This window comes from Kribbella sp. NPDC005582 (genome assembly GCF_040605415.1).
GTDB lineage: Bacteria > Actinomycetota > Actinomycetes > Propionibacteriales > Kribbellaceae > Kribbella.
Genome location: NZ_JBEXCU010000009.1, coordinates 33744 through 59381, shown reverse-complemented (window position 1 = coordinate 59381; position 25638 = coordinate 33744). Strand labels below are relative to the sequence as shown.

Genomic DNA, 25638 nt, shown 5'->3' with positions numbered 1-25638 from the left:
CTCTAGCCATGATTGTGACCGGTCACAATGGCGAGAAACAAGGCAACCCGGACGGCGCGACCGCGTCCATCCGGGATGTCGCACGGGCCGCCGGCGTGTCCTACCAAACCGTTTCGCGGGTGATCAACGACCACCCGAACGTCAGCCAGAAGGCCAAGAAAGCCGTGCACGCGGCGATCGCCGAGCTCGGCTACCGGCCCAGCCGGGCCGCCCGGGCGCTGGCGCATGGCGTCGCCGACGTCGTCACCGTGCTGACGTCGAACACCAGGCTCTACGGGTACGCCGAAACCCTCGGCGGCATCGAGGAGGCGGCCAGGTCGGCCGGTGTCCAGGTCGCGATCCGGGTCCTCGAATCCGATGGCCCGAATGATGTCGCGGCCGCGGTCGAAGCAGTCGCCGATCCGCGGGCGGGTGCCGTCATCGTGCTGGCCTTCGATCGAGCCGGAGCGCGTGCCCTGCAAGCACTTCCGGCGAATGTGCGGTCGTCCGCGGCCGCCGAGTCCTACCTGGGCCGGCGTACGGCGGCAGCGGAGAGTGCGCGCTGGATCTGGTTCGACGACATCGCCGCCGCCCAGACCGCGACCGAACACCTGTTGAGTCTTGGGCACCGCACAGTGCATCACCTGGCCATCCCGTCGACGACCGCGGTCGGCGATCGGCAGCGTGGCTGGAAGCGTGCGTTGGTCGCGGCCGGCGCGCCCGTTCCAGATGTCGTCCGTCCGCAGAGTTGGAGCACCGCCGGTGCTCATGAAGCTGCGTTGCAACTCCTGCTCGACCCAACGGTGACAGCGATTCTCTGCGGGAACGACGACCAGGCGTTGGGGGTGATGCGGGCCGCGCACGATCGCGGCCTGCGGATTCCCGACGACCTCAGCGTGGTCGGTTTCGACGACATCCCTGCTGCCGCTTATCTCACCCCTGCTTTGACCACTGTCCGGTTCGACTTCGCAGCGCTCGGCCGGCAGGCGTTCGAGCTGCTGGGCAGCGATCCGGATCCGGCATCGGTCGCCGTACCGACTCTCGTCGTCCGAGAGAGCACGGGTCCCGTTGCGCCACACCGTCGACCAGTACGTCACCCAGACAAGGACCACCGATGAACAGACTCCGCAAACCTCTGATCGCCGCCGCGGCGATCGCGCTCCTGGTGACCTCCTGCAGCGACCCCGGCGCCGGATCGGCGGCCAACGACACCGGTACGCCGGCCTCGTGGCCGGCCGAGACGACGAAGCTGGACGGGGTGAACCTGACCATCTGGGCGGCGCAGAACAGCAATGCCGTCGCCAAGAAGGTCAGTGCGGACTTCCAGGCGGCCACGGGCGCGAAGGTGAACATCCTGACCGTCCCGGACCCCTACGAGCAGAGCGTCCAGACGAAGGTTGCCTCCGGCGACAAACCGGACCTGGCCTTCTGGCAGCCGACGGCGTCCCAGCTGACCGCGATCAACGCCAAGCAGAACCTGCAGCCGCTCGACGGAGCGCCGTTCGTCGACAAGTACACAGCGGCGCTGAAGGACTCCACCGGCATCCTCGACGGCACCCGGTATGCGGCCCTGGTGACCGTTCCCGCGGTGGAAGGCGTCTGGTACAACAAGGAGGTCTTCGCCAAGTACGGCATCGCCGCGACGCCGAAGAACTTCGACGGCATGCTCGCCGACGCCCGCAAGATCAAGGCCCAGGGCGGCGTGCCCTTCTACGAGATGGGCGGCGAGAAGTGGGCCACCCAGTGGTGGGTGCAGGTCCAGCTCGCCGAGGCCGCGAAACAAGGCCTGTGGGACAAGGTGAACAATGGCGAGGAGAAGTTCACCGGGCCGACGATCCTCGGCGCGATCACGAAGTACAAGAGCCTGGTGGACGAGGGACTCTTCAACGAGAACCTCACCTCGGCCACCTTCGTCGACCAGGGCAAGGCGTTGCTGTCCGGCGAGGCGGCGATGGCGATCCAGGTGAACACGTTCTTCAGCCAGTTGCAGGCGCAGTCCTCGACGGCCGAGCTGAACAAGAAGATCGGCTTCTTCCCGATCTCGCCGGGCGGCAACGTCGGCACCGTGATCCCGGACCAGTCCAACGCGCTGATCGCCTTCAAGACCGGCGACACCAAGCGCGAGGCAGCTGCCCGGCAGTTCCTTTCCTACTGGCTCGGTACGGCGTACCCGGGGTTCGTGAAGGACCTGAACACCGTCTCGATCCAGACCGGCGTGGAGACGCCCGCGACCGTCCCGGATGCGCTGAAGGCGAACGCCGCCTCGCTCGGCGACTCCGTCGGCTCGATGCAGGTGCTGGCGATCGTCAACCCCGACCTGTATCTCAACCTCGCCAACATGCTGGCCGGGCAGGCGACGCCGGAGAAGGTGGCATCCGCGACCCAGGCCCAGTTCGACCAGCTGGCCCAGGCCATCGGCGCACCGGGCTTCTGAAGGGAATCAGATGTCCGCGGCCAAGACCCAGCGACCGGCACAACCCCTGACGTTCCTCGTGCCGGCGCTGGTGATCATGCTCATCTTCTTCCTGGTGCCGAGTGTCTACAACCTGGTTTACGCCTTCACCGACTGGTCGAGCTTCAAGAGCTCCATCACCTTCGTCGGTACCCGGAACTTCAGCAACGTGCTGCACAACGGCGTACTGCTCGGTGACCTCAAGGTCAACGTCATCTACGCCGTCCTGGTCGCGCTCTTCCAGAACCTGTTCGGCCTCGGGCTGGCGCTGCTGTTGGAGCGCGACACCAGGATCAACCGGTTCGCCCGCACGATGATCTTCATCCCGGTACTGATGTCGGCCCTTGCCGTCGGCTACATCTTCCAGGCCCTGCTCAAGCCGACCGGCCCGGTGAACGCGCTGTTGTCGTTGGTCACTGGGAACGACGTGGGGTACGCCTGGCTGAACGATCCTGACCGCACCCTGGTGTGGCTGACGCTCATCCATGCCTGGAAGTGGATGGGCCTTGCGATGCTGATCTATCTGGCGGGGCTCAAGACGATCAGCCCCGAGGTGCTCGAGGCGGCGCGGATCGACGGCGTGAGCAGGTGGCAGGCCTTCCGCCACGTGAAGGTCCCGTTCCTCGCACCCGCGGTGACCTTCAACGTGGCCACCGCGTTGCTCGGCTCGATGAACAGCTTCGACATCGCGCAGGCCACCACCGGCGGCGGTCCCGGCCAGACCACCGAGATCCTGAACATCTTCATCTACCGCACCTTCGGCCAGGGACTGTTCGCCCAGGCCACCACCATGAGTCTGGTCCTCGTGCTCGTCATCTCGCTGATGGCGTTCCCGACGATCATCCTGTTACGCCGTCGGGAGCGTGTGCTGTGAGCCGCACCATGGATCGCTCGCGCTGGACCTTGCTGCAGCCCGTCGCCGCACTGGCGCTGGTTGCGGTCGTCGTCGGAGTGCCGCTTTGGCTGGTCGTCGTGACGTCGGCCAAGTCCCAGGGCGATGCGCTGAACCCGTCGCTGGCGCTGCCCACCGACGGTTGGCACTTCGCCCAGAACTACGCGCGAGCCTTCACCGAGGGCCGGGTCGTCCGCGCCTTCTTCGGTAGCGCCTCGATCGTCGTACCGGCCGCGGTGCTGGTGCTGCTGTTCGGGTCGATGGCCTCGTGGGTGCTGGCCCGCCGTACCAGCCGTTGGCTGGCGGCCGTGTACGCCGTCGCGATCAGCGGGATCGTGATCCCGCCGGCCGTGATCACGCTGGTGCTGCTGCTGCGGCAACTCCGGCTGGCCGGCACATTGTCCGGCATGGTCCTCGTGTACGTCGGCATCTACCTGTCGACCGCGATCTTCTTCATCACCGGCTTCGTCCGGACGATCCCGCAGGAGGTGGAAGAAGCGGCTCGCGTCGACGGAGCCGGACCGGTTCGCACGTTCTTCACGATCGTCCTGCCGCTCCTGCGCCCGGTGCTGGCCACCGCGACCATCCTGATCTGCCTCTACATCTGGAACGACGTGTTCTTCGCGTTCTTCGTGATCGGCGGCCGGATGGACACGCTGCCGCTCAACCTGTTCCAGGTCGCCAGTGCCGGCGTCTACCTGAACAACTGGAACCTCATCTTCGCCTACATCGTCCAGATGAGTGCGCCGCTGCTCGTCGTCTTCGCGCTCGCCCAGCGCCGCATCATCGCCGGCATCACCGGCGGCGCCGTGAAGTAGTGACCGGTATCAGGTCGAGTCGCGGCGGACGAGGGCGGTCGGCAGGATGATGGCGGCCGGTTGCTGGCCGCTGACAATCTCTTCGAGCAGGCTGACCATCGCGGTGGTGATCCGCTCGAAGGGCTGCCGCATCGTGGTCAAGGCGGGTGTGAGGGTGGCGGCCAGCCAGGAATCGTCGTCGTACGCGCTGCCGAGCTCGTCGCGGTAGCCCTTCAAGCGCAGGACGCCGCCCGGAGTGTCGAGCGGTCCGGTGATGGTGGCGATCTGCCGTCGACCGGTGTCGCGGAGGTGCCTGACCATCTCGCGGGCGCCGGCGACATCGTCGGCGGCGACGTAGCCCACTCGTCCTTCGTAGCCCAGCGGTAGGCCGCAGGCCACGACCGGAATCTTCTCGCGCAGCAGTGCGGCGACCATCGGATCGTCCGCATGCGAGGAGATCACCAGTACGCCGTCCACGTGACCGGCGGTCACGTAGTCCGTCACCCGACGGCGCTCGGCCGGCGTCCCGGCGGTCATCAGCAGCAGTGGGATGTCCCGCTGGGCCAACGCATCCGCCGCCCCGCGCAGCAGGACCGAGAAGTTCGGGTCCTCGAAGAGGAGCTGGTGTGGCTCGGTGAGCAGGAAGGCCACGGAGTTCGCTCTGCCGGTCACCAGACTTCGGGCGTGCCGGTTGGCGGCGTACCCGGTGGACTTGATGGCGGCCTGGACCGCGGTGAGGGCATTGGGGGAGACCCAGCGGCCGCCGTTGAGTTCCACAGGTCTGAGTCTATGCCCTGTGTACGTTCACAGAAGGTGTCGCCGAGGTCTTGTCAGCCGTTCCGATCTGCGCTTTTATCGTGATGCTGTGCACGTGCACAGTGCTGTGCTTCCTACCGCCCCCTCGAGGAAGAGGTACCGACCCATGGCCACGAACAACCCCGAACCACCACCGGTTTCCCGGCGCACAGTGCTGCTCGGTGCGGCTGCCGGCGCCGGAGCGCTCGCGCTGGGTGCCGGCAGCCTGGCGGAGGCGGCTCCGGCCGCGACCTTCGTCAAGGGTGCCGACATCAGCTGGATGCCGCAGATGGAGGCGAACGGCTACTACTGGAACAACAAGTCCGGTCAGCGGCAGGATCTCTTCACGATCCTGAAGAGCTACGGCATCACCGCGATCAGTCTGCGGACCTGGGTGAACCCGTCCAGCAGTCCCGCCAATGGGCACTGCAGTATTCAGGAGACCGCCCGGATGGCGGCCCGCTGTCGCGACGCCGGTCTGCAGGTTCTGCTCGGGTTCCACTTCGGTGACACCTGGAACTCTGTCGGCGTACAGAACCCGCCGAAGGCCTGGGCCGGCATGAGCTACGCCCAGATGCTCACCGCACTGCGCAGCTATGTCACCAACTCGCTCAACACCATCAAGGCTGCCGGGGTGACGCCGGGCTGGGTCAAGATCGGGAACGAGCAGAACAGCGGCATCTGTCACCCGATCGGCAGTGTCAGCCGGCCGGCGCAGATGACCGGTCTGCTGAACGCGGCGTACGACGCCTCCAAGCAGATCTTCCCCACGACTCCGGTGCTCATCCACCTCGCCCAGCCGCAGAAGATGGACAGCATCCGCACCTTCATGAACGCTTACCGCGGCAACGGCGGCAAGTGGGACATCACCGGCCTCTCGTCGTACGCCGGGGGCAGCAACGTGGCGCCGATCATCGGCAACATGAAGACGATCCAGACGACGTACGGCAAGCCGATCATGCACGTCGAGTTCGGGGGACCGGTGAGCAAGGCGACCGCGACCCGCGACGCGTTGCGGCAGTTCATCTCCGGCACCAAGAGCTTCGGCGGGCTCGGCACCTTCTACTGGGAGCCCGAAGGGTATTCGCCGTTCACCGGCTACGACATGACAGCCTGGAACTCCAGCACCAGGCGGCCGACCGCGGCCCTCGACGGATTCCTGTAACGGGAGAATCACCATGCTGACAAAGATGTTCAAGCTCGCCGCGGCGGCCGTCGTACTGGCCGGAAGCCTCAGCACTGCCTACGCCACCGAGTCGCCGCAGGTGAACGCGGTGGCCACGATCCAGAACGACGTGTTCTGGAAGGACACGTCCGGCAACCCGATCTACTCCCAAGGTGGTGGTGTGCTGAAGGTCGGCAGCACCTACTACTGGTACGGCGTGAAGTACAACGGCGCGGTCAGCTACTACAACAACCCCGCCGGCGGGAAGAACAGCAACAGCTCGTTCAGCGCGATCACCATCTACTCTTCCAGTGACCTGGCGAACTGGAAGTTCGAAGGCAACGCGATCACCTCCGCGGAGCTGAGCGGCGGCTGGATCGGCCGGGTCGGTGTGGCCCGCAACCCGAACACCGGGAAGTACGTGCTGGTCTCCCAGCTCGACAGCGGTCTGGTCTTCCTCACCAGCAGTACGCCGAACGGCCGCTTCCTGCGGGCGGGTACCCAGTCGAGCATCGCGAACGTCAGCACCGGCATGTCCGGTGACCAGTCGATCTTCACCGACGACGACGGCAAGGCGTACGTGATCTACAGCAACAAGAGTGGCCGCTCGCACCTGTACGTCTCGGCGCTGCGCACCTCGGACTTCCTGCACGTCGAGGCGGCCAAGAACATCTTCAACAGCCCGGTCGGGCGTGAAGGCAACATCGTGTTCAAGAACGCCGGGACCTACTACTTCTGCTCCTCCGACCTGCACGGCTGGAACTCGTCACAGACGTACTGCATCTCGTCGCGGAACATCATGGGCCCGTACTCGTCGGAGTTCGTGCTGCAAGGGACGAGTGCCGACTTCTCGCACGTCACGCAGACCGGTCTGGCCTTCACCGTCACCGGTACGTCGGGATCGTTCGTGATGTTCGGCGGTGACCGGTGGAGCGACTTCGCCGGGAACGGTCTGGGCTACAACGACTGGGTGCCGGTCACGTTCAACGGCACGACCCCGGTGTTCCACTCGCTGAGCCAGTGGAACGTCGACGCGGCCGCCGGTACGTGGTCGGTCGGAGCCGGGAACAACTACGTGATGAACCCGGGCGCCGAGGCCGATCGGGTCGCGCAGAGCGCCCTGGCGGGCTGGACGAACGTCGGTTCGGTGAACAACAACAAGCTCGGCGGTCACACCGGCCGCTGGTCGTTCAACCAGAGCTCGTCGTCGGCGTACAACGCGACCAGGTACCAGAACATCTCGGTGCCGAACGGCACGTACACGTTGTCGGCCTGGGTGAAGAGCAGCGGTGGTCAGCGGAAGGCGACCGTGTTCGCCCGGAACTTCGGCGGGAGCGAACTGAGCTCCTCCATCAACCGGTCGATCGGTTCCTGGACGAAGGTGACCGTTCCGGGGATCACTGTCAGCAACGGGACCGTTCAGGTCGGCGTACAGTCGGACGCGAACGCCGGCAACTGGGTGAACGTCGACGACTTCAGCCTGGTGCGCAGCTAAATCGTGGTCCGGGCGTAGAGTTTGGTCACTATTCGCCGCAGTTGAGGACTGATGACCGACACCGTGCCCCAGCAGAACAAGCGCCCGCCGACCATCCACGACGTCGCCGCTCAGGCCGGGGTCTCGCGGGGCACGGTGTCACGCGTCCTGCAGGGCGGGCACAACGTCAGCCCGGCCAGCCACCGAGCCGTCGAGGCCGCCATCCGCAAGCTCGGCTACGTGGTGAACCGGGCAGCCCGGAGCCTGGTGACGCGGCGTGCCGGGTCTGTCGCCTTCCTGCTGTCGGAGACGCAGGAGCGACTCTTCGAGGACCCGAACCTGGCGACCCTGCTGCGGGGCTGTACGACGGCTCTCGCGGCGCACGACATCCCGCTCGTACTGATCGCCGCCGGGACCGAGGACGAGCGCCGCCGGATCGCGCCGTACCTGTCGGCGCACCAGGTCGACGGCGCGCTGCTGTTCAACTCCAACCGCGGTACGCCGATGATCGACCTGCTGCAGCAGGCCGGCCTCCCGTTCGTCTGCTGCGGCAAGCCCCAGGATCAGAGCGGGGCGATCGCGTACGTCGTGGCCGACGACCGCGAAGGCGCCCGGACGATGATGCGCCACCTGGTCGACTCCGGCCGCAAGCGCATCGCGACCATCGCCGGTCCTCCCGACGGCCCCGGCGGCGCCGAGCGACTGCAGGGCTACCGCGAGATCCTCGCCGAACGCAAGATCCGCTTCGACAAGCGCCTGGTCGCGACCGGTGACTACAGCCGCGCGAGCGGCGAAGCCTGCATGCGCGAACTGCTCACCCGGGCACCGGACCTCGACGCGGTCTTCGTCGCATCTGACCTGATGGCCGAAGGCGCCCTCCGCGCGATCGAACGCGCCGGCCGCAGCGTCCCCGACGACATCGCCGTCGGCGGCTTCGACGACTCCTCCGTCGCGACGACCACCAATCCGCCGCTGACCACGATGCGCCAGCCATGGCAGCGGATCAGCGAAATGATGGTCCGCCAGCTGCTGGCGCAAATCGAAGGCGACGGCCCAGCCACGGTCATCCTCCCCACGGAACTGGTGATCCGCGAGTCAGCCTGACCGGATTCTGGGTGTGGGCTCAGCCGGCGATGTCCAGTGGTGGCTAATCGCCGCTCCGGCCGGCCAAGGACTCGATGGCTGGGCGGTTCAGTGGCTGAGGTGCGGTTGCTGTGCGCCTCCAGCTTCGCGTGGTCTGGCCCGACGGGCTGCGGTTGCTCCTCGAGGATCGCTTGTGGCTGACCGGTTGCGTATCTGGTGCCCCAGGAGTCATGCATCGCCAGCTGGCACCGCAGCCGGTCAACCTCAGACGCAAGTACGCGGTCGCCGAGCTCGCCGCCGCTGTCGCAGGCGAGTAGCGACAGCTGGGTGTGGACTCGGCCGGTGACGTGTCCGCTGGTTGCTGGCCGCTGCGGCCGACTGAAGGGCAGGGTGGCTGGGCGGTTCGGTGGCTGAGGGGCATGGTTGCGGCGCGCATCCGGTTTCCCGTGGTCTGGGCCGACGGGCTGCGGTTGCTGCTCGCGGCATGACCTGCTTGCGGCTGACCGGTTGTACAGCTGCAGCCCGAGGAGTCGTGTTACCGGTTGCGTAGCTGCGCCGCGGACTCATGTGGCTTGCGGCTGGCTCGCCGCTGTGGCTACCACCCCGCGACCCGCGACCGCGACTCGCGACCCGCGACGGCGACCTGCGAGCCGCGACGGCGACCCGCGACCTGTGACCTGCGACGGCGACCTGTGACCTGCCACCCGCGACCGGCCACCCGCGACCCGCGACGGCAACCCGCGACCTGTGACCTGCGAAGGCGACCCGCGACGGCGACCAGCGACCTGTGACCTGCCACCCGCGACCGGCCACCCGCGACGGCGACCAGCGACCTGCGACCTGCCACCCGCGACCGGCCACCCGCGACCGCGACGGCGACCTGCGACCTGCCACCCGCGACCGGCCACCCGCGACCCGCGACGGCAACCCGCGACCTGTGACCTGCGACGGCAACCCGCGACCTGCCACCCGTGACCGGCGACGGCGACTCGCGACCCGCGACCCGCGACGGCGACCTGCGACCCGCGACGGCGACCCGCGACCTGTGACCTGCGACGGCGACTCGCGACGGCGACTCGCGACCAGCGGCTGACCAGGATCCGGCGATCCATGTGGTGCTGGCTGAATAGAGGCTGACGCGTGGTTGCGAGCCGGCCCGATGAGCCGGCTGTCGCGGTGGCGTTGGCAATCTGGAGTGGGGGGGCTTACGGTCCGGCTGTCGCGGTGGAGTTGGCGGACCACGGGTCGGAATGGCTGGGCGCCAGGGAGATCAGCCGGGCCCGGAGAGCTTCACGGGCGGCGGCCAGCGCTGGACTTGAGACGGTGCTGGCGGCCGGTAGCCGATCCGGCTGCTCGTGAGTCGGGTCGCTGCCGACAGCCGCCCGCAGGTCACCTGGCCAGTCAGCACTGGCAGTGCTGGAACCGGCAGTGCTCGAACCGGCGCTGCTGGCGCATACGTCGCTAGCACTGGCATTGTCCGCACTGGCGCTGCCACTGCTGGTGCCAGCGGCGCGGCCACTGCCGGTGTGAGCGGCGCTGCGACCGCTGGTCCCAGCACTGGCGCGGCCACTGCTGGTGTGAGCGGCGCTGCGACCGCTGGTCCCAGCACTGGCGCGGCCACTGCTGGTGTGAGCGGCGCTGCGACCGCTGGTCCCAACGCCGCTGCTGCTGTTGGCGTCAGCAGTGCTTTGGTTGGGGGTGACTCGGGCGATCACCTCGGCGAGCGCGGCGGGATCGGTCACGGGTGGCGGGTCGGCCCAGGTGGGGCGGGCGACCTGGACGACGCCGCCGGTGATCGAGAGGGCCCATTGGCCGTTGTGGACGGCGCGGTGGTGGGCTGCGCAGAGCAGGGCGAGGTTGTTCAGGCTGGTGGGGCCTCCGTCGGCCCAGTGGATGAGGTGGTGGGCGTGGCACATCCATGGTGGTGCGTTGCAGACGACGCAGCCTTTGTCGCGTTTGTTGAGGGCTCGGCGTAGGTAGCGGTTGACGAAGCGTTGTTCGGTGCCGACGTCGAGGGGTTGGGAGTCTCCGCCGAGGACGATGGGCAAGACTGCGGCGTCGCAGGCCATGAGGCGGACGGCGGCGGCTGAGAGGTTGCCGCCGAAGACCAGTTCGCCGACCGCAGCAGACCTGCTGGCCGCGCCTGCCGAAGCATGCGCGCCGAACGCGCCAGGTGTGCCAGGCGTGCCGATCGCACCAGGTGTACCGAGCGAGGCGGGCATACCGAACGCGCCGAGCATGTCGGGCGCACCAGGTGTACCGGGCGCATTGGGCGAGCCGCCGCCGACTGCCGCGGTTGCGGCTAGTGCGGACTTGAGGTCGTGGAAGTCGATGGTGACGGTGAGGTGGGGGACGCCGGGGTGGTCGGGGTTGCCGGCTGCGGCGTCCAGGATCGTCCTGAGGGCGTCGGCTTGGCGCTTGTCGCGGGGGCGCGGGTCGGGTTCGCCGTCGATGGTTTTGTGGGGCTTGGAGAGTTTGTGGATCTGGGTCTCGAGCAGTTCGGCGCTGTCGCCGGCCAGGAAGCCGTTGAACTTCACGCCGCCGTCGGTTCGCCGTAGCCGCAGCGATTCTTTGGTGCGGGCTTCTTCCTCGGTTGGCTTTGGGCCGTCGGTGTCGAGGGTGGCCAGTACCTTGTGGGCGAAGCGGGTGAGCTCGCGGGGGTTGGTGATGCGGGCCGCTTCGATCAGTTGTTCTTCGGCGACCGTCAGGGTCTCCACGGGAACAGTCGAGGGAGCCTTCTCGAGGGTGGTGACGATGACCTTGGCCTGGTCGGGGGAGACTGTTGCCGGTCGCAACGGATCTGCGGGGTCGGGGAGGGCGGCTGTGACGGCCAGATATTTGGGCAGTGCCGCGGCGAAGGCGAGGTCTTTGCGGACCTCGGTTCGATCGAGGCGGTAGCGCTCTGAGAGCAGCTCGATGGTGTCTCGGGCGCCGAGTTCTTGGGCGGTGCCCATCTCGTCGAGACGGCCGGTGATCTGCAGTTCCTCGGTCTTGATCAGGGCGGCGGCGGCCTTGAGCGTGTCGAGGCGGGCCAGCAGTTCGCTGCCGCTCTGCGACCACACCGGGGGCGCTGCCAAGATCTCCATACCCCAAGCGTAGGCATGGCCACCGACAGTTTCGAGCTCGAAAGGCCTTATTTGCAAGGATGGTGTGGGCAATTGTGTGGACTGGTTGCCCACTCAACTTGCCCACACACATCCTGCGGTACTACGTGCCGGAGCCGCTCCGGATGGCGTTGATGATGCCTTGCTGGGTCACCGCGGTGTTGCCGCGGTTGAAGAGGCCGAAGCCGTACCGCCCGTTGACGCCGTTGTCCCAGTAGACGGCGGCGGCGCCGTACTTCTTGGAGGTGGCGGCGATGGCCCGCGCGAAGTCGGCGCGGTACCGGTTGTTGGAAGAGTCGAACGAGCTCTTGTCGATCGCGCCGTACTCACCGACAACCACCGGATAGCCGCGGACGACGAACTTGTCGTACATCAGCTTCAGTTGGGCGTCGAGATAGTCCTCCTGTCCCCAGGTGGACCTGCGGGACGGGTTGGTCGCGCCACGGCCCCACTGGGTGATCTTGCTGCTCTCCTCCCCGGCGAAGTCCCAGGGTGCGTAGTAGTGCACCGAGATCATGATCCGCTGTTCGCCGGCCGGAATGCTCGACGACCGGTACTGATCGGTCGGTACGACGAAGCCGTAGTTGCCGGCGGTGTAGTCGATGTTGGTGTTCCAGCCCGGGACCAGCAGCCAGCGTGAGCTGTTGTTGCCGCCGGCCCGGCGGACGGTGTCGACGAAGATCTGGTTGTAGGCATTGATGTTCGAGTAGCACGGCTGCGTCGGCCGACCGTACTGGCCGTCGAACTCCTCGTTCATCGACTCGAGGATCAGCCGTGAGTCGTACCCGGCGAAGCGGGTCGCGATCTGCTGCCAGACCTTTTGGTACTTCGCTTTGATCGTGGTCTGGTTGCTGGAGTCGCAGATCAGCCACGAGCCGGGAATGCTCTTGTAGCCGTCGCCGTGCATGTTGAGGATGACGTAGAGCCCGCGACTGTGCGCGTAGTTGACCACCTGCTGAACCCGGTTCAGCCAGGAGGCGCTGATCGTGTAGTTCGGACCGGCCCCGATGGTGCGCAGGTAGGAGACCGGGATCCGGATCGACTTGAACCCGGCGGCCTTGACGCGGTCGATCAGCGCTTGGCTGACCGTCGGATTGCCCCAGGCGGTCTCGCTGGGGTAGCCGTCGGAGTTGGCTTCCAAGGAGTTACCGAGGTTCCAGCCGGCACCGAGGTCGGCGACGATCTGCGCGGCGTTGAGCTGCGAGGCGGTGGCGTTGGAGGGGGTTTCGAAGGCGCCGAGATCGGGGGCGCGGCCGGTGAAAGGCAGGCCAACGTCGGTGCCTTTGTCGATCAGGGTGCTGGCGGAGGCGAGGTGGAGGTACGGCAGCGAGGGCAGGCTGCCGTCGGCCTGCCGCGGAGCGTCCCAACCGGTGGTCGAGACGCTCCGGAACTGGGCATCGGACAGCGTGACACCGAGGTTCCAGGAGTTGTAGGCACTGTTGGTGCCGGTCATGTTCGACGTCAGGGTGCCGGTGTAGGCGAGGTTGTTGCGCAAGTTGCCCAGGCCGACGGCGGCACCCCGGGAGTTGATGCCGAGCATGTTGAAGTCGGGGTGGTTGCCGTAGCTGGTGTTGCTGAAGTAGTCGTTGGCTACGGTGTGATGGTTGGCGTAAACGCCGGAGGCTCTGTTGAGGAAGGCCGTGGAGAGGCGGAGGGTGTGTTTCACGCCGTTGGACACGTACTTGCCGCCGTAGCCGCCGACCTTGAAGCCGTTCCCGTTGCCGGACGCTGTCGTGATTCCTGGCAGGTAGCCGTTGCGCCAGGCCCAGCTGTTCTCGATGGTCACCGGCGAGAAGGCGTTGATCAGGTCGAAGCCGTCGTCGGAGTTCCACCACGCTCGGCACCCACGGAACACGTTGCCGGGGTGACCGGCTGAGATATGCGCGCCGAAGCCGTCGGCGCTCTCCCCGGCCCCGTTGGAGGTACGGGGGTCGTAGTTGTCGTGGGAGTCTGAGTTGAGGACGAGGTTGTTGCCGCCGTCCTGGATGAACAGACCGGGTCCCATGTTGTGGTGCAGGTTCAGCTGCTCAAATCTGTTGTTGCTTCCGGAGATCCAGATGCCCCAGGATTCGTGGTTGCGGTTGTTGTTCTGCCGGACTCCGGTGACCTCCAGGCCCTTGAGCTGGATCCAGTTGCCGGTGACGTCGATGCCCTTGATCCGGCAGTTGTCGGTCATCCGCGAGAAGTCGAGGACCGGCCGCTCGCCCGCGTAGGCGACGTACTTGATCGGACTTCCACTGGCCCCGCTCTTGTTCAGCGTGATGGCATCGACCGACGCCGTTTCGCTTGCACAGCTTCGGGTCGCGCGAGTGTAGGAGTAGGTGCCACCTCGCAGGTAGACGGTGTCGCCTGCCTGTACGACGGCCTGCGCGTGCGCGAGCGATGCCCACGGGGAGTTGATCGTGCCGGCGGCGCTGTCGCTCCCGTTCGGAGCGACGAAGTACGAGGTCGAGGCGGTGCCGGCGGTGTCGGGTAGAGCGGTGAGTGCGACAGCACTGGCCGAGACGGACAGCGTCAAGAGCGTCCGTCCCAGCTGTGCGAACAGCATTGGCAGCATGTGCACTCCTCAGCTCAGGACGGATTCCCAGATGGTGCCGCTTGACGTGGCATCGGTGCGCAAGCGGTCGCGGGCGGCGGTGTCGGAGTACAGGCCCCAGCGCATCCAGTCCACGAAGGTGTTCCGGGCCCGGGAGTCGCTGAAGTAGCTGCTGTGGGTGCCGCCGCGGAAGGTGAGGAACGCCTTGGGTGCGGGCAGTTCGCGGTAGGCCTGGCGGGCCGAGGAGTAGGGGCAGGTCGTGTCGCGGTCGCCGTGGATGAACAGCACCTTGGCGTGGATCGAGGAGGACGGATTGCCCATGTCCACGCAGGCCCACGGGGCCGCCGCGATGATTCGTGAGTCCGGTGCGATGGTCAGCAGGCCGTGGGTGGTCATGCCGCCCATCGAGTAGCCGGAGACGCCGACGCCGATCGAGGTGTTGATGTGGCCGCGCAACGGGTCGTTGGCGGAGGTGTTCAGTGCGATGGTGCCGGTGATGGCCTGCGAGGCGTCTCGGGAGAGGTTGCCGTTGTAAGCATCGCCGATGCCGTTGCGGAAGTACGGCGCGGGCACGATGAATCCGGCCGCCGCCAGCGGTTTGATGTGCCCGAGCGCGCCCTGCGGGCTGGCGCCGGAACCATGCGTGTACTGGCAGATCGGGAAGACGCCGTCGGCGACGGGTGCGTTGGTGGTCGGGCCACTGCCGGGCGTGCCCTTGGCGGGGTAGTACACCCAGGTCTCCACCCGGCGGCTGCCGCGCCACCAGGTGTACTGGCGGAGTCCGACGGCGTACGGCGTGGTCGGTGCGGCGGTGAGGGCGCCGAGGGCCTGGCCGGCGCCGAGGGCGGTGAGGCCCGCGCCGGCAATGCCGGCGGCGCCGAGGCCGAGGAGGGTACGACGGTTCATGGTCATGAGAACTCCAAGGGAGTAGGGCGGTGAGGTCCGCCGCCGCGGACGGGCGGCGGCGGACCGGTATCAAGGTCTCGGTCGCGGATGGCGTACCGAGGAAGTACGGCGATGCGTGCTCAGGGGACTTGCAAGGGGGGCAACTCAGTTGCCGATGGCAAAGCTCGGGTGCGGCGGCTGGTTGTACGCCGTGTTCTGCCACGCGACTGCCAACCTGTACTGGCGGTCCTGCATCAGCGACGGTCGGGTGATCGACGTGCTGTCCGTCGTGGAGTAGATCCGGAGCGCGCGGTTGTCGGACGTCCGCCAGATCACTTCTTCCCGCCAGTCGCCGAGGATGTCGGCCTGGAGCGCGGGCGTCGACTTGGTGCTGTTGTTCGACGAGACACCCGAGCCGGTCAGTAGCCGGGTGTCGCCGTTGGTGCCGTACTTGTCGATGTGCGTGCCGTCCAGCAGTTCGCGCTGGGCGTCGCCGTCCCACCAGATCACGAAGTTGGTCGAGCTCGGCTTGCGCGACGCGACCTGACCGCCGGAGGTCGCGGACCGCAGTCCACCCACCGATGCCGACCACGCCTCCGCGCCACGGTTGCCGGCCCAGATGTCCGCGGCGACCCCGCGTCCGTTGTCGCAACCGCAGGACGGAGCGCTCCAGATGATCTGGCCGGTGCGTGCGTCAGCCATCCAGTGGCTCGGTTCGTTGGTCCACTCCGACACCTTGAAGACCTCGAGGCCAGGCCGGGTGGGGATGAAGTCGCTGACGTGGTACGCGTCGCCGTGGTGGTAGGGGGTCTGCCAGAGTCCACGGCCGTTGTCGTCGATCGCCATGCCCCCGTACAGCACCTCGTCACGGCCATCGGCGTCGACATCGGCGATCGAGAGCTGGTGATTGCCCTTGCCGGACCATTGGCTTCCGGCGCTGTTGGAGTCGAAGATCCAGCGCTGGGTCAATGCGCCGTTGCGGTAATCCCACGCGGTGATGACGGATCGCGTGTAGTAGCCGCGGGCCATGATGATGCTCGGGCGCGAGCCGTCGAGATACGCCGTACCGGCGAGGAAGCGGTCGACGCGATTGCCGTAGCTGTCGCCCCAGGACGACACGTTGCCTCGCGGCGGCTGGTAGTTGGCGGTCGCCAAGACAGCGCCGTCGGTACCGCGGAATACCGAGAGGAACTCCGGCCCGGTCAGGATGTAGCCGGTCGAGTTGCGGTGGTCGGCCGAAGCGTTGCCGATCACTTGACCGGTGCCGGAGCGCGTACCATCCGCGGTCTTGACCGCGACCTCGGCCTTGCCGTCGCCGTCGTAGTCGAAGACCTGGAACTGCGTGTAGTGCGCGCCGGCCCGGATGTTGCGACCGAGATCGATCCGCCACAGCCGCGTGCCGTCGAGCTTGTAGGCATCGAGGTAGACGTTGCCGGTGTAACCCTGCTGGGAGTTGTCCTTCGCGTTGCTCGGATCCCACTTGAGCACGATCTCGTACTGACCGTCGCCGTCCAGGTCGCCCACACTCGCGTCGTTCGCGACGTAGGTGTAGTTCTCGCCGGACGGTGTCCGGCCGCCGGCCGGGACCTGCAGCGGGATGTCACGGCTGCTGGCCTGGATGCCGTTCTCACCAGGGACGGCGTTCATCGTCAACGACTCGTCTTCACGAGCTTTGGCCAGGCGCTCGACGCCACCCACCACAGCCCGTACGACGTACTTCGCGTCGGCGGGGCCGCCGGCGTCGACGTACGTGGTCGGGCCGCTGATCGGCTTGCTGTTCACCTTCACGCCGTTGCGGTAGATGTTGAAGGTGGTGCCGGCCGGGTCGCCGGCGAGTTGCCGCCAACTGATCCGGTTGCCCTGACCGGTGCGGACGTTGATCACACCGCGGTCCAACTGGTCGGCCTGGGCGACCGCTGCTGCTGCCGGGGCGGGCGGAGAGCTGATGGCGCCGGCGGCCAAGGTCGGCGACAATCCGGCGGCCACGACACCCACGACTGCGAGGGCCAGCTGATGTCGGATGCTGAATCTGGACATGAGAAATCCCTTCGGGAGAGTCTGTCAGCGCAGATAGCCGGTCAGCGAGAGGTTCTGCTCGCGAACCCCCTGAACGACCAGGTTCGACATCTGCGTCGCGCCGTACACGGAGAAGTGCGTGTTGTCGCCGGCTTCCCTGGTGAGGAACAGTTGCTGGGAGGCCGACGGGCCGAGCGACTCGACCAGTGCCTTGCTCTTCGCGGTCAGATCGATCACCGGAACGTTCGAGCTCCGGCCGAGCGTGCGAATCACCGCGGGCAGGTCGACGCCACGACCGTTGACGTGCAACGCGGTCGCAGTGAGCTTGCTGCCGCTGAACAACCGTCGTACCGGTGGGGTGACCAGGACCGGTACGCCGCCGCGCTCGCGAACGCCGTTGACCATCCGGGCAAGATTGTCGCGGAAGGCCGTCGCGGTGGTCTGCTTGTCGTTGTGACCGAACTGGATGAAGACCAGGTCCTTGCTCTTGATCAGCGGCTTCATCCGCGGGAACAGCGCGCTGTTGCTCAGGAAACTGCCCGAGCTCTCGCCGGAGTCGGCGTAGTTGGCGATCACGGCACCGCTGCGGACGCGCGCTGGGAACATCTGACCCCAGCCGGTGTAGGGCGCGGTCGACTGGTCGCAGACCGTTGAATCACCGGCCAGGTACACGGCCAGCGGCGCGACCGCCGGCTTGACCGTGAGCGAGCCGATCGCCGGCGCGCTGCCGTCGAACGTGATGCTCAGTCCGGGAGTTCCAGCGGTGCTGGTGGGCTGGCCTTCCGGGTTGCGAACGTTGACCGTCGCGGTCGTGCGGACGACCTGACCGGCCGTGGTCGCGACCGCGCTCAGGACCTGCCGGCGCGCTTCGACTGACATCGCCGTACTGGCTGCTCTGGCTGAACTGCCGAGATCGACGGTGACGTCATAGTTGCCGGGGGCCACATCGAAGTGACAGCGGATCGGCGCGGTGCCGGAGCATTGCGGCGGCAACGCCGACCCCGCCGCCATACTGGGTGCCGGGAGCAACACTGCTGCCGCCGCGGCCGAAGTGAGCGTGACTATCCACCTGCTGTACATAGGGTTCTCCGGTCCTAGATGAAGGGGCAAGTGCCGCGGTACGACGTGATACCGGTCCAGTCCTTCAGCGACGGGCACAGGAACTGCGTGTAGCGGCTGTCGCGGTCGACGAAGATCTTGATCCAGGGGATGACCTTGCGCATCATCACGGAGTTCGCCGAGGTCGGGAAACCGTGCCCGGCGCCGGTGAGCTCGAGGTACGCCTTCTCCGTCGTGGCAGGAATCGAGTTGTACATGCTGCTGACGCTCGACGGCGGCACCGTGCCGTCACGCTGGCCCGCCATCAGCATGGTCGGCACCTTCATCGTGGTCGGCCGCTGCGACGGGCTGAACGGCGCGAGGCCGATCGCCGCCGACAACGACGGGCGACGCAGCGCGGCGGAGATCGCTCCGCCACCGCCCATCGAGTGACCCATGACGGCCAGCCGCCTCGCGTCTACCCGGGTTCGGACGGAACTGCGCTGAGTCAGATAGTCCAGTGCGGTCAGCAGTTGCGTGCCGCGGGCGGTGTCACCGTCGTTGCGGTTGATCGTGTCGATCCCGATCACCACAAAGCCGAAGGACGCCAGCCACGGGCCCATCCAGGCACCTTCGGCAGCCCAGGTGGCGGTGTAGCCGGGCACGATCGCGATCGCGCCGAACGTGCCCTTGCTGGTGTCGGTCGGGTAGTAGATCTTGCCGCCGCCCAGGCCGCCGCCGCGCGGGACGGTGACCTCCGCGGTGGCGAACGTACCGCGCGATGCGGCGATACTGGCTTGGGTCGGGGCCGGTCCCCGTTCGTAGGGATTGTCCGCACCGGTCGCCGGTACGGCGGAGATCACCGACGTGACGGCGGCGACGACGGCCGCGAGCGTGACCGCCGTACGGCGGATCAGCGAACCGCGAGACGTGGCTGGTCGAACGATGTTTCGGGGCATGGGGCGATACCTCGATCGTGTGGGGGGCGGAGCTCGGCGCTATACCGTGAACGTGCACAGTTCATGACGCCAAGTGATTTCCCCACGATGAAAACTGATCTTGCCCACCGTGGCAAGACCTCGTTCACAGGAAACTGTGAACGTGCACAAATTCCCGCTCAGGCGGAGTCGCGGACCACGAGCTCGGTGGGCAGGATGACGGCGGCGCGATCGCCGGAGGTGATGCCGTCGTGGAGCAACCGGACCATCTCGGTGCTGACCCGGACGAAGTCCTGCCGGATCGTGGTCAGCAGCGGCGGCGCGCTGACGGCGACCTTGGAGTCGTCGAAGCCGCCGACCGCGACGTCCTCGGGGATCCGCTTGCCGGCCCGCCGGAGCGCGGTGATCGCGCCGCGGGCCATCAGGTCGGAGCAGACGAAGACGGCGTCCAGATCCGGTGCCCGGAGCAACAGCTCGTCCATCGCCCGCGCGCCGGAGTCCTCGGTGTAGTCGCCAGTGGCAACCAGTCGCGGATCCCCGTCACCCAGTACGTCGTGGTACCCGGCGAGCCGGTCGACGCCACCTGGCGTGTCGATCGGGCCGGTGATGATGCCGATCCGCTGGTGTCCGCGCGAGCGCAGGTAGGTCACCATCTGCCGAGCGCCGTCCCGGTCGTCGGCGGCGACGTACGAGATGTCGCGCTCGTAGCCGATCGGCCGCCCGGCGGCCACGATCGGGAGGCCGCGCGAGCGCAGTTCGTCGATCAGCGGGCTGCCCGCGTGCTCCGACACCAGCAGCACGCCGTCGACGTGGCCGGCGGTCACCCAGCGGCCGACCCGTTTGCGGTCCTCGAGCGTCCCGGCGATGGTGAGGACCAGGGTGATGCCGCGCTCGGCGAGGGCTTGCGTGCAGCCCTTCAGCAGGATCGCGAAGTTCGGGTCCTCGAAGAGTCGGTCCTGCGGATCGGACAGGATGAACGCGACCGAGTCCGACCGCTGGGTGACCAGGCTCCGAGCGTGCTGGTTCACGACGTACCCGGTTTTGCGGATCGCTCGCTGCACGGCGGCCAGCGCGTCGGGGGAGACGTAGTGGCCGCCGTTGAGCACCCGGGAGACCGTGCCCCGGGAGACGCCGGCCACGTCGGCGACGTCTTCCATGGTCGGGCGCCGGGACGCACTGGAGGAGCTCATGGTCTACATTCTGGCCCGCGGTGACCGGAGCACCCGCACCCCACCCGCCGGTACGGCGAACTTCCCCACGACCGCTGCGCCGGTGAGCAGCTCGTCGCCGTCACCCGGCAGCACGGCATCGCGGTCGTCGTGGTTGATTGCGACCAGGTAGTCGTGCTCGGGTCCGCGGCGCCGGACCACCTCCACCTCCGGCGAGACTTCGTCGTACCGGGTCGGCAATCCGGCCTCCCGAAGGACGGCGGCGAGATCGTCCCCACCAAGTCGGGTCGAGATGTACCAGGCGGTGCCGGCGCCGTAGCGGTGTCGCGTCACGGCGGGTGCGCCGGCCGCCGGCCCGTCGGTGTAGTGCCGGGCTGCCTCCGCGCCCTCTAGTACGAGGTGTTCAGCCCAGACATCGCCGATCGCGCCGTCGTCGATTGCGACTCGTTCGTCCGAGCGCAGTGGCAGGAATTCCTCGACCGTCAGGCCCAGTACGTCGCGGAGCGCGCCTGGATGGCCGCCGGGGTGCACGGTGTCGTTGTGGTCGACGATGCCCGAGAAGTACGAGACCACCAGCGTGCCACCGTGATGCACGTAGGCGGCAAGGTTCTCCGCCGCGCTCGCCGTGGTCAGGTACAGGCTCGGCACCAGAAGCACGGGGTACTGCGACAAGTCGCCCTCGGGGTCGACGAAGTCGGTGGTCAGATGCTCGCGCCAGGCCACGCCGTAGAAGGCCTCGACGCGCTCCAGATAGGACAGATCCACCGATGGCCGCCACTCCAGATCAAGCGCCCACCAGGACTGCCAGTCCCAGAGCAGGCCGACGTCGGCGACCACCTCGGTCCCGCGCAGCTCGTCGAGTCTGGACAGATCGGCGCCGAGCTCGCAGACCTCTCGCCAGACCCGGGTCGAGGTGCCGCCGTGCGGCAGCATCGCCGAATGGAACTTCTCGCCGCCGAAGTGCGACGCCCGCCACTGAAAGAACAGTGCGGACTCGGCGCCCCGGGCGAGGTGGCTCAGGCTGTTGCGGCGCAGCTCACCCGGCCGCTTCGCAAGGTTGCGGGGTTGCCAGTTCACCGCGCTGGTCGAGTGCTCCATGAGCATCCAGCCGCGACCCCCGGCCACCGATCGGGTCAGGTCGGCTGCCAGTGCGAGCTCGACGTGACTGTCGCGACGTTCGGCAACCAGGTAGTGGTCGTTGGCCACCATATCGACCTCGGCGGCCCACCGGCGGTAGTCGATCCACTTGCAGTTCTTGATCATGAAGTTGGTGGTCACCGGTACGCCGGGCGCCAAGCGGTGGATGATGTCGCGCTCCGCCACGAAGTTGGCCAGATGCGCGTCGGAGCTGAACCGGAAGTAGTCCAGCTGGTGCGCCGGGTTGACGGCCACCGGCGCAGCGAGCGGCGGCTCGATCTCGGCCCAGTCGCCGTACAGCTGACCCCAGAAGGTGGTGCCCCAGGCATCGTTCAGATCGTCCAGGTGACCGTAGCGCCGCCGTAGCCAGCTCCGGAACGCCGCTGCGCACGTCGCGCAGTAGCAGTGGGCGTTGGCGCCGCCGTACTCGTTGTGGACGTGCCACATCGTCACCGCCGGGTGGCCCGCGTAGTGCGCGGCGAGTCGTTCGGTGATCGCGGTGGCGGCCTGCCGGAATTCGGGGGAGCTCGGGCAGAAGGCCTGCCGTCCGCCCGTGCCGAGGATCCGGCCGTCCCGGTCGGTGATGCGTGCTTGCGGGTTCTGCCGGAAGAACCACGGCGGAGGGGCGGCGGTCGGAGTGGCCAGGTCGACGGCGATGCCCGCCTCGTGGAGCAGGTCCAGCACGCGGTCCAGCCAGCCGAAATCGTAGCTGCCGGGCGACGGTTCGAGCAGCGCCCAGGCGAAGATCCCGACGTTCACGAAGTTGACCCCCGCCTCGCGCATCAGCGCGACATCTTCGTGCCATCGCAGTTCGGGCCATTGCTCGGGGAAGTAGTCACCGCCGAACGCGATGCCGGTCAGTTGCGGCAGAACAGGCTCGCCACGGCCGGCTTGGACCGGTACGACGATGCTCATCGGCGGACACCCCAATCTGGGAGCGCGAACAGAAACCGCATCATCATGACACGGTCAGACCGACGCTTGTGGAGTATTGACAGGGATATCTCGCACCCAGAGACTGTGAGCGCTCCCAGAATCCAGGAGGACGAGATGAACGGATCCACTCGGATCAGCAGGCGGCGACTGCTCGCCGGAACCTCCGCGGTGGTCGGCGGCGCGGCCGCCGGCGGCCTGCTGAGCGGCTGTAACGCCAACTCCTCGGGGACGTCGTCCGGGGGCGGCAGTGGCGGCACCGTCACGCTGACCGTGATGTACGCGAACAACGAGCTCACCAAGGAGCACATCGCCGATTTCGAGGCGAAGAACCCCGGGATCAAGATCAACTTCCTGGAGAACGACGCGACCCGGCTGAACGCGATGCTCGCCTCCGGGACCCCGCCGGACTTCGTCCGCGGTGCTGCCGTCGGCAGTGCGAACAACAACGCCCGCGGCCTGGCCACCGACCTGACGCCGTACCTGGAGAAGAGCCAGCTGCTGAAGAAGGACGATCTGCTCGCGGTCAACGACAACTTCCGCTGGGACGGCAGCAAGATCGGTCAGGGCGCGTACTACGGGATCGTCAAGGACTGGAGCCAGGACGCGACGCTCTGGTACAACGCGCAGCTGTTCGACCAGGCGAAGGTCCCGCACCTGAGCGAGACCGAACCGATCGGGTACGACGACCTGCTGGCCATCGGCAAGAAGCTGACCGTCAAGCAGGGCGGCAAGACGAAGGTCTACGGCCTCGGCGTGGAATGGGCGTGGAGCCTGTACTCGCCGATCGCGACGATGATCCTCCAGCAGGGCGAGAAGGTCTACAGCGACGACCTCACCCAGACCGACTTCAGTACGGCGGCCGCCCGCCGGGCGGTGGCCTGGTACGTCGACTTCGCCCAGGCAGGCGTCGGCCCGACCTCGCTCGACCCGCTCCCGGACGGCGCCGACCTGTCGACGTTCATGGCCAAGCGGATGGCGATCAGTCAGGACGGCTACTGGTACGGCGGAAACTTCGTCAAGGAGACCGCTCTGCAGCCCGCGATCCGGATGGCGCCGGCACCGATCATGGGTGATCAGCGGGTGAGTCCGACGTACGCGGGGATGGGTGCGTGGATTCCGGCGAAGTCCAAGCACAAGGACGAGGCCTGGAAGCTGATGGAGTACTTCATGGCCGGCCCGCCCGCGGTGGAGCGCGCGAGCAGTGGCTGGGGCTTGCCGGCTCTGAAGTCGCTGTTGCCGAAGCTGCCGCAGGAGCTGCCCTACCAGAAGCAGGCGTTCACGACGGCGCAGAACGAGCTGCAGTACACGACGCCGCTGCCGGCGTCGCCGTACGTCACCGGCGATGCCTGGAACCTTGCCCTGGACAAGCATCTGCAGCGGGCGATCAAGAAGCAGGCCACGGTGGACGAGGCGTGCAAGGCCATCACCGAAGAGATCAACAAGGTGCTCAAGCAGGGCAAAGAGCAGATCGGCTGATGGCCAAGACCAGCTGGACGCGCTACTCCAACCGCACGTTCTACCTCTTTGTCGCACCGTGGGTGCTGGGGTTCCTGCTGCTGACGGCGGTGCCGCTCGGCTACGCGTTCGGGGTGAGCCTGACCAACTTCGACGGCAGCTCACCGCGGTGGCGGTGGGTTGGTTTCCGCAACTACGGCGAGCTGTTCGGCGACAGCGAGGCCTGGCACGCTCTGCTCAGGACCGTCGCGTACGCCGCGATCGCCGTACCACTGAGTGTTGCCGGAGCACTCGGGCTGGCCGTGCTGCTCAACCGCCGGCTGCGGGCGGTCGGGTTGTGGCGGACGATCTTCTTCCTGCCGTCCGTGGTTCCGGTCGTCGCGATGGCGATCATGTGGAAGCTCGTGCTGAACCGGAACGCCGGCATCCTGAACGCGATCCTCGAGATCGTCGGGATCCGGCCGATCGCCTGGCTGATCGATCCGATGGCCTTCTACGCGTTGATCATCCTGACCTTGTGGGGGCTGGGCGGCGGCATGGTGATCATGCTCGCCGCCCTCCAGGGGGTACCGGCGGAGCTGGAAGAGGCCGCGGTGGTCGACGGCGCCAACCGCTGGCGGGTGTTCCGGCACATCACCGTGCCGATGATCTCGCCGGTGATCTTCTTCCAGGTCGTGACCGGAGTGATCGCGACCCTGCAGATCGTCGTCCAGCCGCTGCTGCTCGCCGAGACCAACAGCATCGCCGGGGTGGGACAGGTGCCGCAGAGCACCCACCTCTACATGGTTCAGGTCTACCAGGAGTTCTTCAACAGCAACCGGTTCGGCTACGGATCGGCGATGCTGTGGGTGTTCTTCCTGGTGATCCTGGTCTTCACCCTGCTGATCCAGCGGTCGAGCCGGTCGTGGGTGCACTACGAGGTCGACACCGACTCGGACCGATAGGAGAACGTCTGTGCCCGTCCGCCGATCCGCGCCCGGAGCCGTCTACCTGCTCCTGATGGCGCTCGCCGTTGTCTTCGTGGGCCCGTTCGTCTGGCTGATGCTGGCAGCGCTCAAGACCCGGGACGAGTGGGCCGCCGTACCGGCTCGCATCCTGCCGCGGCAGGCGCAGTGGGAGAACTTCACCCACGCCCTCACCGACATCAACTTCCCGGCGTATGCGATGAACTCGCTGTTCCTGTCGACGCTGTACGCCGTCCTGATCACCGCCTCCAGCGCGGTGGTCGGCTTCGGGTTCGCCAGACTGCGGGGGAGTGGCAAACGCGCGCTGTTCCTGGTGCTGCTGTCGACGATGATGCTGCCGCAGATCCTCACGCTGCTGCCGACGTACGTGCTGTTCTCGCGGTTGGGCCTGGTCAACACCTACTGGCCGTGGGTGCTGTGGGGACTGGCGGCTTCCCCGTACCTGATCTTCTTGTTCCGGCAGTTCTTCGCCGCGATCCCACGCGAGCTGGAGGACGCGGCGATCATCGACGGTTGCGGCTGGGGGCGGATCTTCTGGGGGATCTTCCTGCCGCTCTCGCGACCGGTCCTGCTCACGTCGTTCGTGCTGTCGTTCGTCTGGACGTGGGGCGACTACATCGCGCCGGCGCTGCTGCTGGACGTCGACCATACGACGCTGTCGGTTGCCATCACCGCCTGGTACCGCGATCCGCATGGCAACGCGGTCCCGACTGTGCAAGCAGCCGCCGCCGCGCTGTATGTCCTGCCGACGCTGCTCATCTTCCTGTTCGCTCAGCGCTACTTCATCCGCAGCGTCGTGGCCTCGGGGGTCAAGGGCTGAGA

General features: G+C 67.2%; 20 protein-coding genes. 11 read left to right on the top strand and 9 right to left on the bottom strand.

What is annotated here, in order from left to right; genetic code table 11:
- Positions 1 to 8 precede the first annotated feature (8 nt).
- Genes ABZS29_RS35940 through ABZS29_RS35925 form a run of 4 tightly spaced genes read left to right on the top strand, consistent with a single transcriptional unit; the run spans position 9 to position 4141 of the window.
- Positions 9 to 1097: a LacI family DNA-binding transcriptional regulator gene (locus ABZS29_RS35940; protein WP_355469082.1), complete on the top strand. Its 1089-nt coding sequence runs from the start codon at positions 9 to 11 to the stop codon at positions 1095 to 1097.
- Positions 1094 to 2413, top strand: coding sequence for an ABC transporter substrate-binding protein (locus tag ABZS29_RS35935; protein ID WP_355469080.1), 1320 nt, complete (start codon positions 1094 to 1096; stop codon positions 2411 to 2413). Before ABZS29_RS35940 ends, ABZS29_RS35935 begins: the two co-directional genes overlap by 4 nt.
- 10 nt (positions 2414 to 2423) lie before the next feature.
- On the top strand, positions 2424 to 3305 hold the full coding sequence (locus ABZS29_RS35930; RefSeq protein WP_355469078.1) for a sugar ABC transporter permease: 882 nt from the start codon (positions 2424 to 2426) through the stop codon (positions 3303 to 3305).
- The gene (locus tag ABZS29_RS35925; RefSeq protein WP_355469077.1) at positions 3302 to 4141 is read left to right on the top strand and encodes a carbohydrate ABC transporter permease; all 840 of its coding nucleotides are present in this window, start codon (positions 3302 to 3304) and stop codon (positions 4139 to 4141) included. Before ABZS29_RS35930 ends, ABZS29_RS35925 begins: the two co-directional genes overlap by 4 nt.
- A gap of 9 nt (positions 4142 to 4150) precedes the next feature.
- Here ABZS29_RS35925 and ABZS29_RS35920 read toward each other — a convergent pair whose 3' ends face one another.
- Positions 4151 to 4897: a LacI family DNA-binding transcriptional regulator gene (locus tag ABZS29_RS35920; protein WP_355469075.1), complete on the bottom strand. Its 747-nt coding sequence runs from the start codon at positions 4895 to 4897 to the stop codon at positions 4151 to 4153.
- A 145-nt stretch (positions 4898 to 5042) separates the two neighbouring features.
- Here ABZS29_RS35920 and ABZS29_RS35915 point away from each other — a divergent pair, with 145 nt between their 5' ends.
- From ABZS29_RS35915 to ABZS29_RS35900, 4 genes are all read left to right on the top strand, one after another.
- Entirely contained in the window at positions 5043 to 6080 is a 1038-nt protein-coding gene (locus tag ABZS29_RS35915; protein ID WP_355469073.1) for a glycosyl hydrolase 53 family protein, read from the top strand.
- Between the two features lie 13 nt (positions 6081 to 6093).
- Complete coding sequence (locus ABZS29_RS35910) at positions 6094 to 7575, top strand: family 43 glycosylhydrolase (RefSeq protein ID WP_355469071.1); 1482 nt, start codon at positions 6094 to 6096, stop codon at positions 7573 to 7575.
- A gap of 51 nt (positions 7576 to 7626) precedes the next feature.
- Positions 7627 to 8658, top strand: a complete 1032-nt coding sequence (locus ABZS29_RS35905) for a LacI family DNA-binding transcriptional regulator (RefSeq protein ID WP_355469069.1) — start codon at positions 7627 to 7629, stop codon at positions 8656 to 8658.
- Positions 8659 to 8768: 110 nt separating this feature from the next.
- Complete coding sequence (locus tag ABZS29_RS35900) at positions 8769 to 8954, top strand: hypothetical protein (RefSeq protein WP_355469067.1); 186 nt, start codon at positions 8769 to 8771, stop codon at positions 8952 to 8954.
- Positions 8955 to 9842: 888 nt separating this feature from the next.
- Here the strand turns inward: ABZS29_RS35900 and ABZS29_RS35895 are convergent.
- The 8 genes from ABZS29_RS35895 to ABZS29_RS35860 form a co-directional block, all read right to left on the bottom strand.
- The gene (locus tag ABZS29_RS35895) at positions 9843 to 11723 is read right to left on the bottom strand and encodes a DUF222 domain-containing protein (RefSeq protein ID WP_355469065.1); all 1881 of its coding nucleotides are present in this window, start codon (positions 11721 to 11723) and stop codon (positions 9843 to 9845) included.
- Positions 11724 to 11844: 121 nt separating this feature from the next.
- A complete protein-coding gene (locus ABZS29_RS35890) occupies positions 11845 to 14298 on the bottom strand; it encodes a cellulase family glycosylhydrolase (protein ID WP_355469063.1) in 2454 nt (817 codons plus the stop codon).
- A 9-nt stretch (positions 14299 to 14307) separates the two neighbouring features.
- Complete coding sequence (locus tag ABZS29_RS35885) at positions 14308 to 15189, bottom strand: alpha/beta hydrolase (RefSeq protein WP_355469061.1); 882 nt, start codon at positions 15187 to 15189, stop codon at positions 14308 to 14310.
- 138 nt (positions 15190 to 15327) lie between these two features.
- Complete coding sequence (locus ABZS29_RS35880) at positions 15328 to 17199, bottom strand: rhamnogalacturonan lyase (protein ID WP_355469059.1); 1872 nt, start codon at positions 17197 to 17199, stop codon at positions 15328 to 15330.
- A 24-nt stretch (positions 17200 to 17223) separates the two neighbouring features.
- On the bottom strand, positions 17224 to 18258 hold the full coding sequence (locus ABZS29_RS35875) for a rhamnogalacturonan acetylesterase (protein WP_355469058.1): 1035 nt from the start codon (positions 18256 to 18258) through the stop codon (positions 17224 to 17226).
- A 14-nt stretch (positions 18259 to 18272) separates the two neighbouring features.
- On the bottom strand, positions 18273 to 19175 hold the full coding sequence (locus ABZS29_RS35870; RefSeq protein ID WP_355469056.1) for a dienelactone hydrolase family protein: 903 nt from the start codon (positions 19173 to 19175) through the stop codon (positions 18273 to 18275).
- 158 nt (positions 19176 to 19333) lie between these two features.
- Positions 19334 to 20344 carry a LacI family DNA-binding transcriptional regulator gene (locus tag ABZS29_RS35865; RefSeq protein WP_355469055.1) on the bottom strand — a complete coding sequence of 337 codons (1011 nt, stop codon included), beginning with the start codon at positions 20342 to 20344 and terminating at the stop codon, positions 19334 to 19336.
- Positions 20345 to 20347: 3 nt separating this feature from the next.
- Positions 20348 to 22375 carry a beta-galactosidase gene (locus tag ABZS29_RS35860; protein ID WP_355469053.1) on the bottom strand — a complete coding sequence of 676 codons (2028 nt, stop codon included), beginning with the start codon at positions 22373 to 22375 and terminating at the stop codon, positions 20348 to 20350.
- 135 nt (positions 22376 to 22510) lie between these two features.
- On the opposite strand from ABZS29_RS35860, the gene ABZS29_RS35855 reads away from it, so the two are divergent.
- Genes ABZS29_RS35855 through ABZS29_RS35845 form a run of 3 tightly spaced genes read left to right on the top strand, consistent with a single transcriptional unit; the run spans position 22511 to position 25636 of the window.
- Entirely contained in the window at positions 22511 to 23872 is a 1362-nt protein-coding gene (locus ABZS29_RS35855) for a sugar ABC transporter substrate-binding protein (protein ID WP_355469051.1), read from the top strand.
- Complete coding sequence (locus tag ABZS29_RS35850) at positions 23872 to 24795, top strand: sugar ABC transporter permease (RefSeq protein WP_355469049.1); 924 nt, start codon at positions 23872 to 23874, stop codon at positions 24793 to 24795. Before ABZS29_RS35855 ends, ABZS29_RS35850 begins: the two co-directional genes overlap by 1 nt.
- A 10-nt stretch (positions 24796 to 24805) precedes the next feature.
- Complete coding sequence (locus ABZS29_RS35845; RefSeq protein WP_355469047.1) at positions 24806 to 25636, top strand: carbohydrate ABC transporter permease; 831 nt, start codon at positions 24806 to 24808, stop codon at positions 25634 to 25636.
- Positions 25637 to 25638: the final 2 nt, after the last annotated feature.

Excerpts from the sequence above, each read along its gene's own strand:
- ABZS29_RS35940 (WP_355469082.1), top strand. The coding sequence starts at position 9 with ATGATTGTGACCGGTCACAATGGCGAGAAACAAGGCAACCCGGACGGC.
- ABZS29_RS35935 (WP_355469080.1), top strand. The coding sequence starts at position 1,094 with ATGAACAGACTCCGCAAACCTCTGATCGCCGCCGCGGCGATCGCGCTC.
- ABZS29_RS35930 (WP_355469078.1), top strand. The coding sequence starts at position 2,424 with ATGTCCGCGGCCAAGACCCAGCGACCGGCACAACCCCTGACGTTCCTC.
- ABZS29_RS35915 (WP_355469073.1), top strand. The coding sequence starts at position 5,043 with ATGGCCACGAACAACCCCGAACCACCACCGGTTTCCCGGCGCACAGTG.
- ABZS29_RS35910 (WP_355469071.1), top strand. The coding sequence starts at position 6,094 with ATGCTGACAAAGATGTTCAAGCTCGCCGCGGCGGCCGTCGTACTGGCC.
- ABZS29_RS35905 (WP_355469069.1), top strand. The coding sequence starts at position 7,627 with ATGACCGACACCGTGCCCCAGCAGAACAAGCGCCCGCCGACCATCCAC.
- ABZS29_RS35895 (WP_355469065.1), bottom strand. The coding sequence starts at position 11,723 with ATGGAGATCTTGGCAGCGCCCCCGGTGTGGTCGCAGAGCGGCAGCGAA.
- ABZS29_RS35890 (WP_355469063.1), bottom strand. The coding sequence starts at position 14,298 with ATGCTGCCAATGCTGTTCGCACAGCTGGGACGGACGCTCTTGACGCTG.
- ABZS29_RS35885 (WP_355469061.1), bottom strand. The coding sequence starts at position 15,189 with ATGACCATGAACCGTCGTACCCTCCTCGGCCTCGGCGCCGCCGGCATT.
- ABZS29_RS35880 (WP_355469059.1), bottom strand. The coding sequence starts at position 17,199 with ATGTCCAGATTCAGCATCCGACATCAGCTGGCCCTCGCAGTCGTGGGT.
- ABZS29_RS35875 (WP_355469058.1), bottom strand. The coding sequence starts at position 18,258 with ATGTACAGCAGGTGGATAGTCACGCTCACTTCGGCCGCGGCGGCAGCA.
- ABZS29_RS35870 (WP_355469056.1), bottom strand. The coding sequence starts at position 19,175 with ATGCCCCGAAACATCGTTCGACCAGCCACGTCTCGCGGTTCGCTGATC.
- ABZS29_RS35865 (WP_355469055.1), bottom strand. The coding sequence starts at position 20,344 with ATGAGCTCCTCCAGTGCGTCCCGGCGCCCGACCATGGAAGACGTCGCC.
- ABZS29_RS35860 (WP_355469053.1), bottom strand. The coding sequence starts at position 22,375 with ATGAGCATCGTCGTACCGGTCCAAGCCGGCCGTGGCGAGCCTGTTCTG.
- ABZS29_RS35855 (WP_355469051.1), top strand. The coding sequence starts at position 22,511 with ATGAACGGATCCACTCGGATCAGCAGGCGGCGACTGCTCGCCGGAACC.
- ABZS29_RS35850 (WP_355469049.1), top strand. The coding sequence starts at position 23,872 with ATGGCCAAGACCAGCTGGACGCGCTACTCCAACCGCACGTTCTACCTC.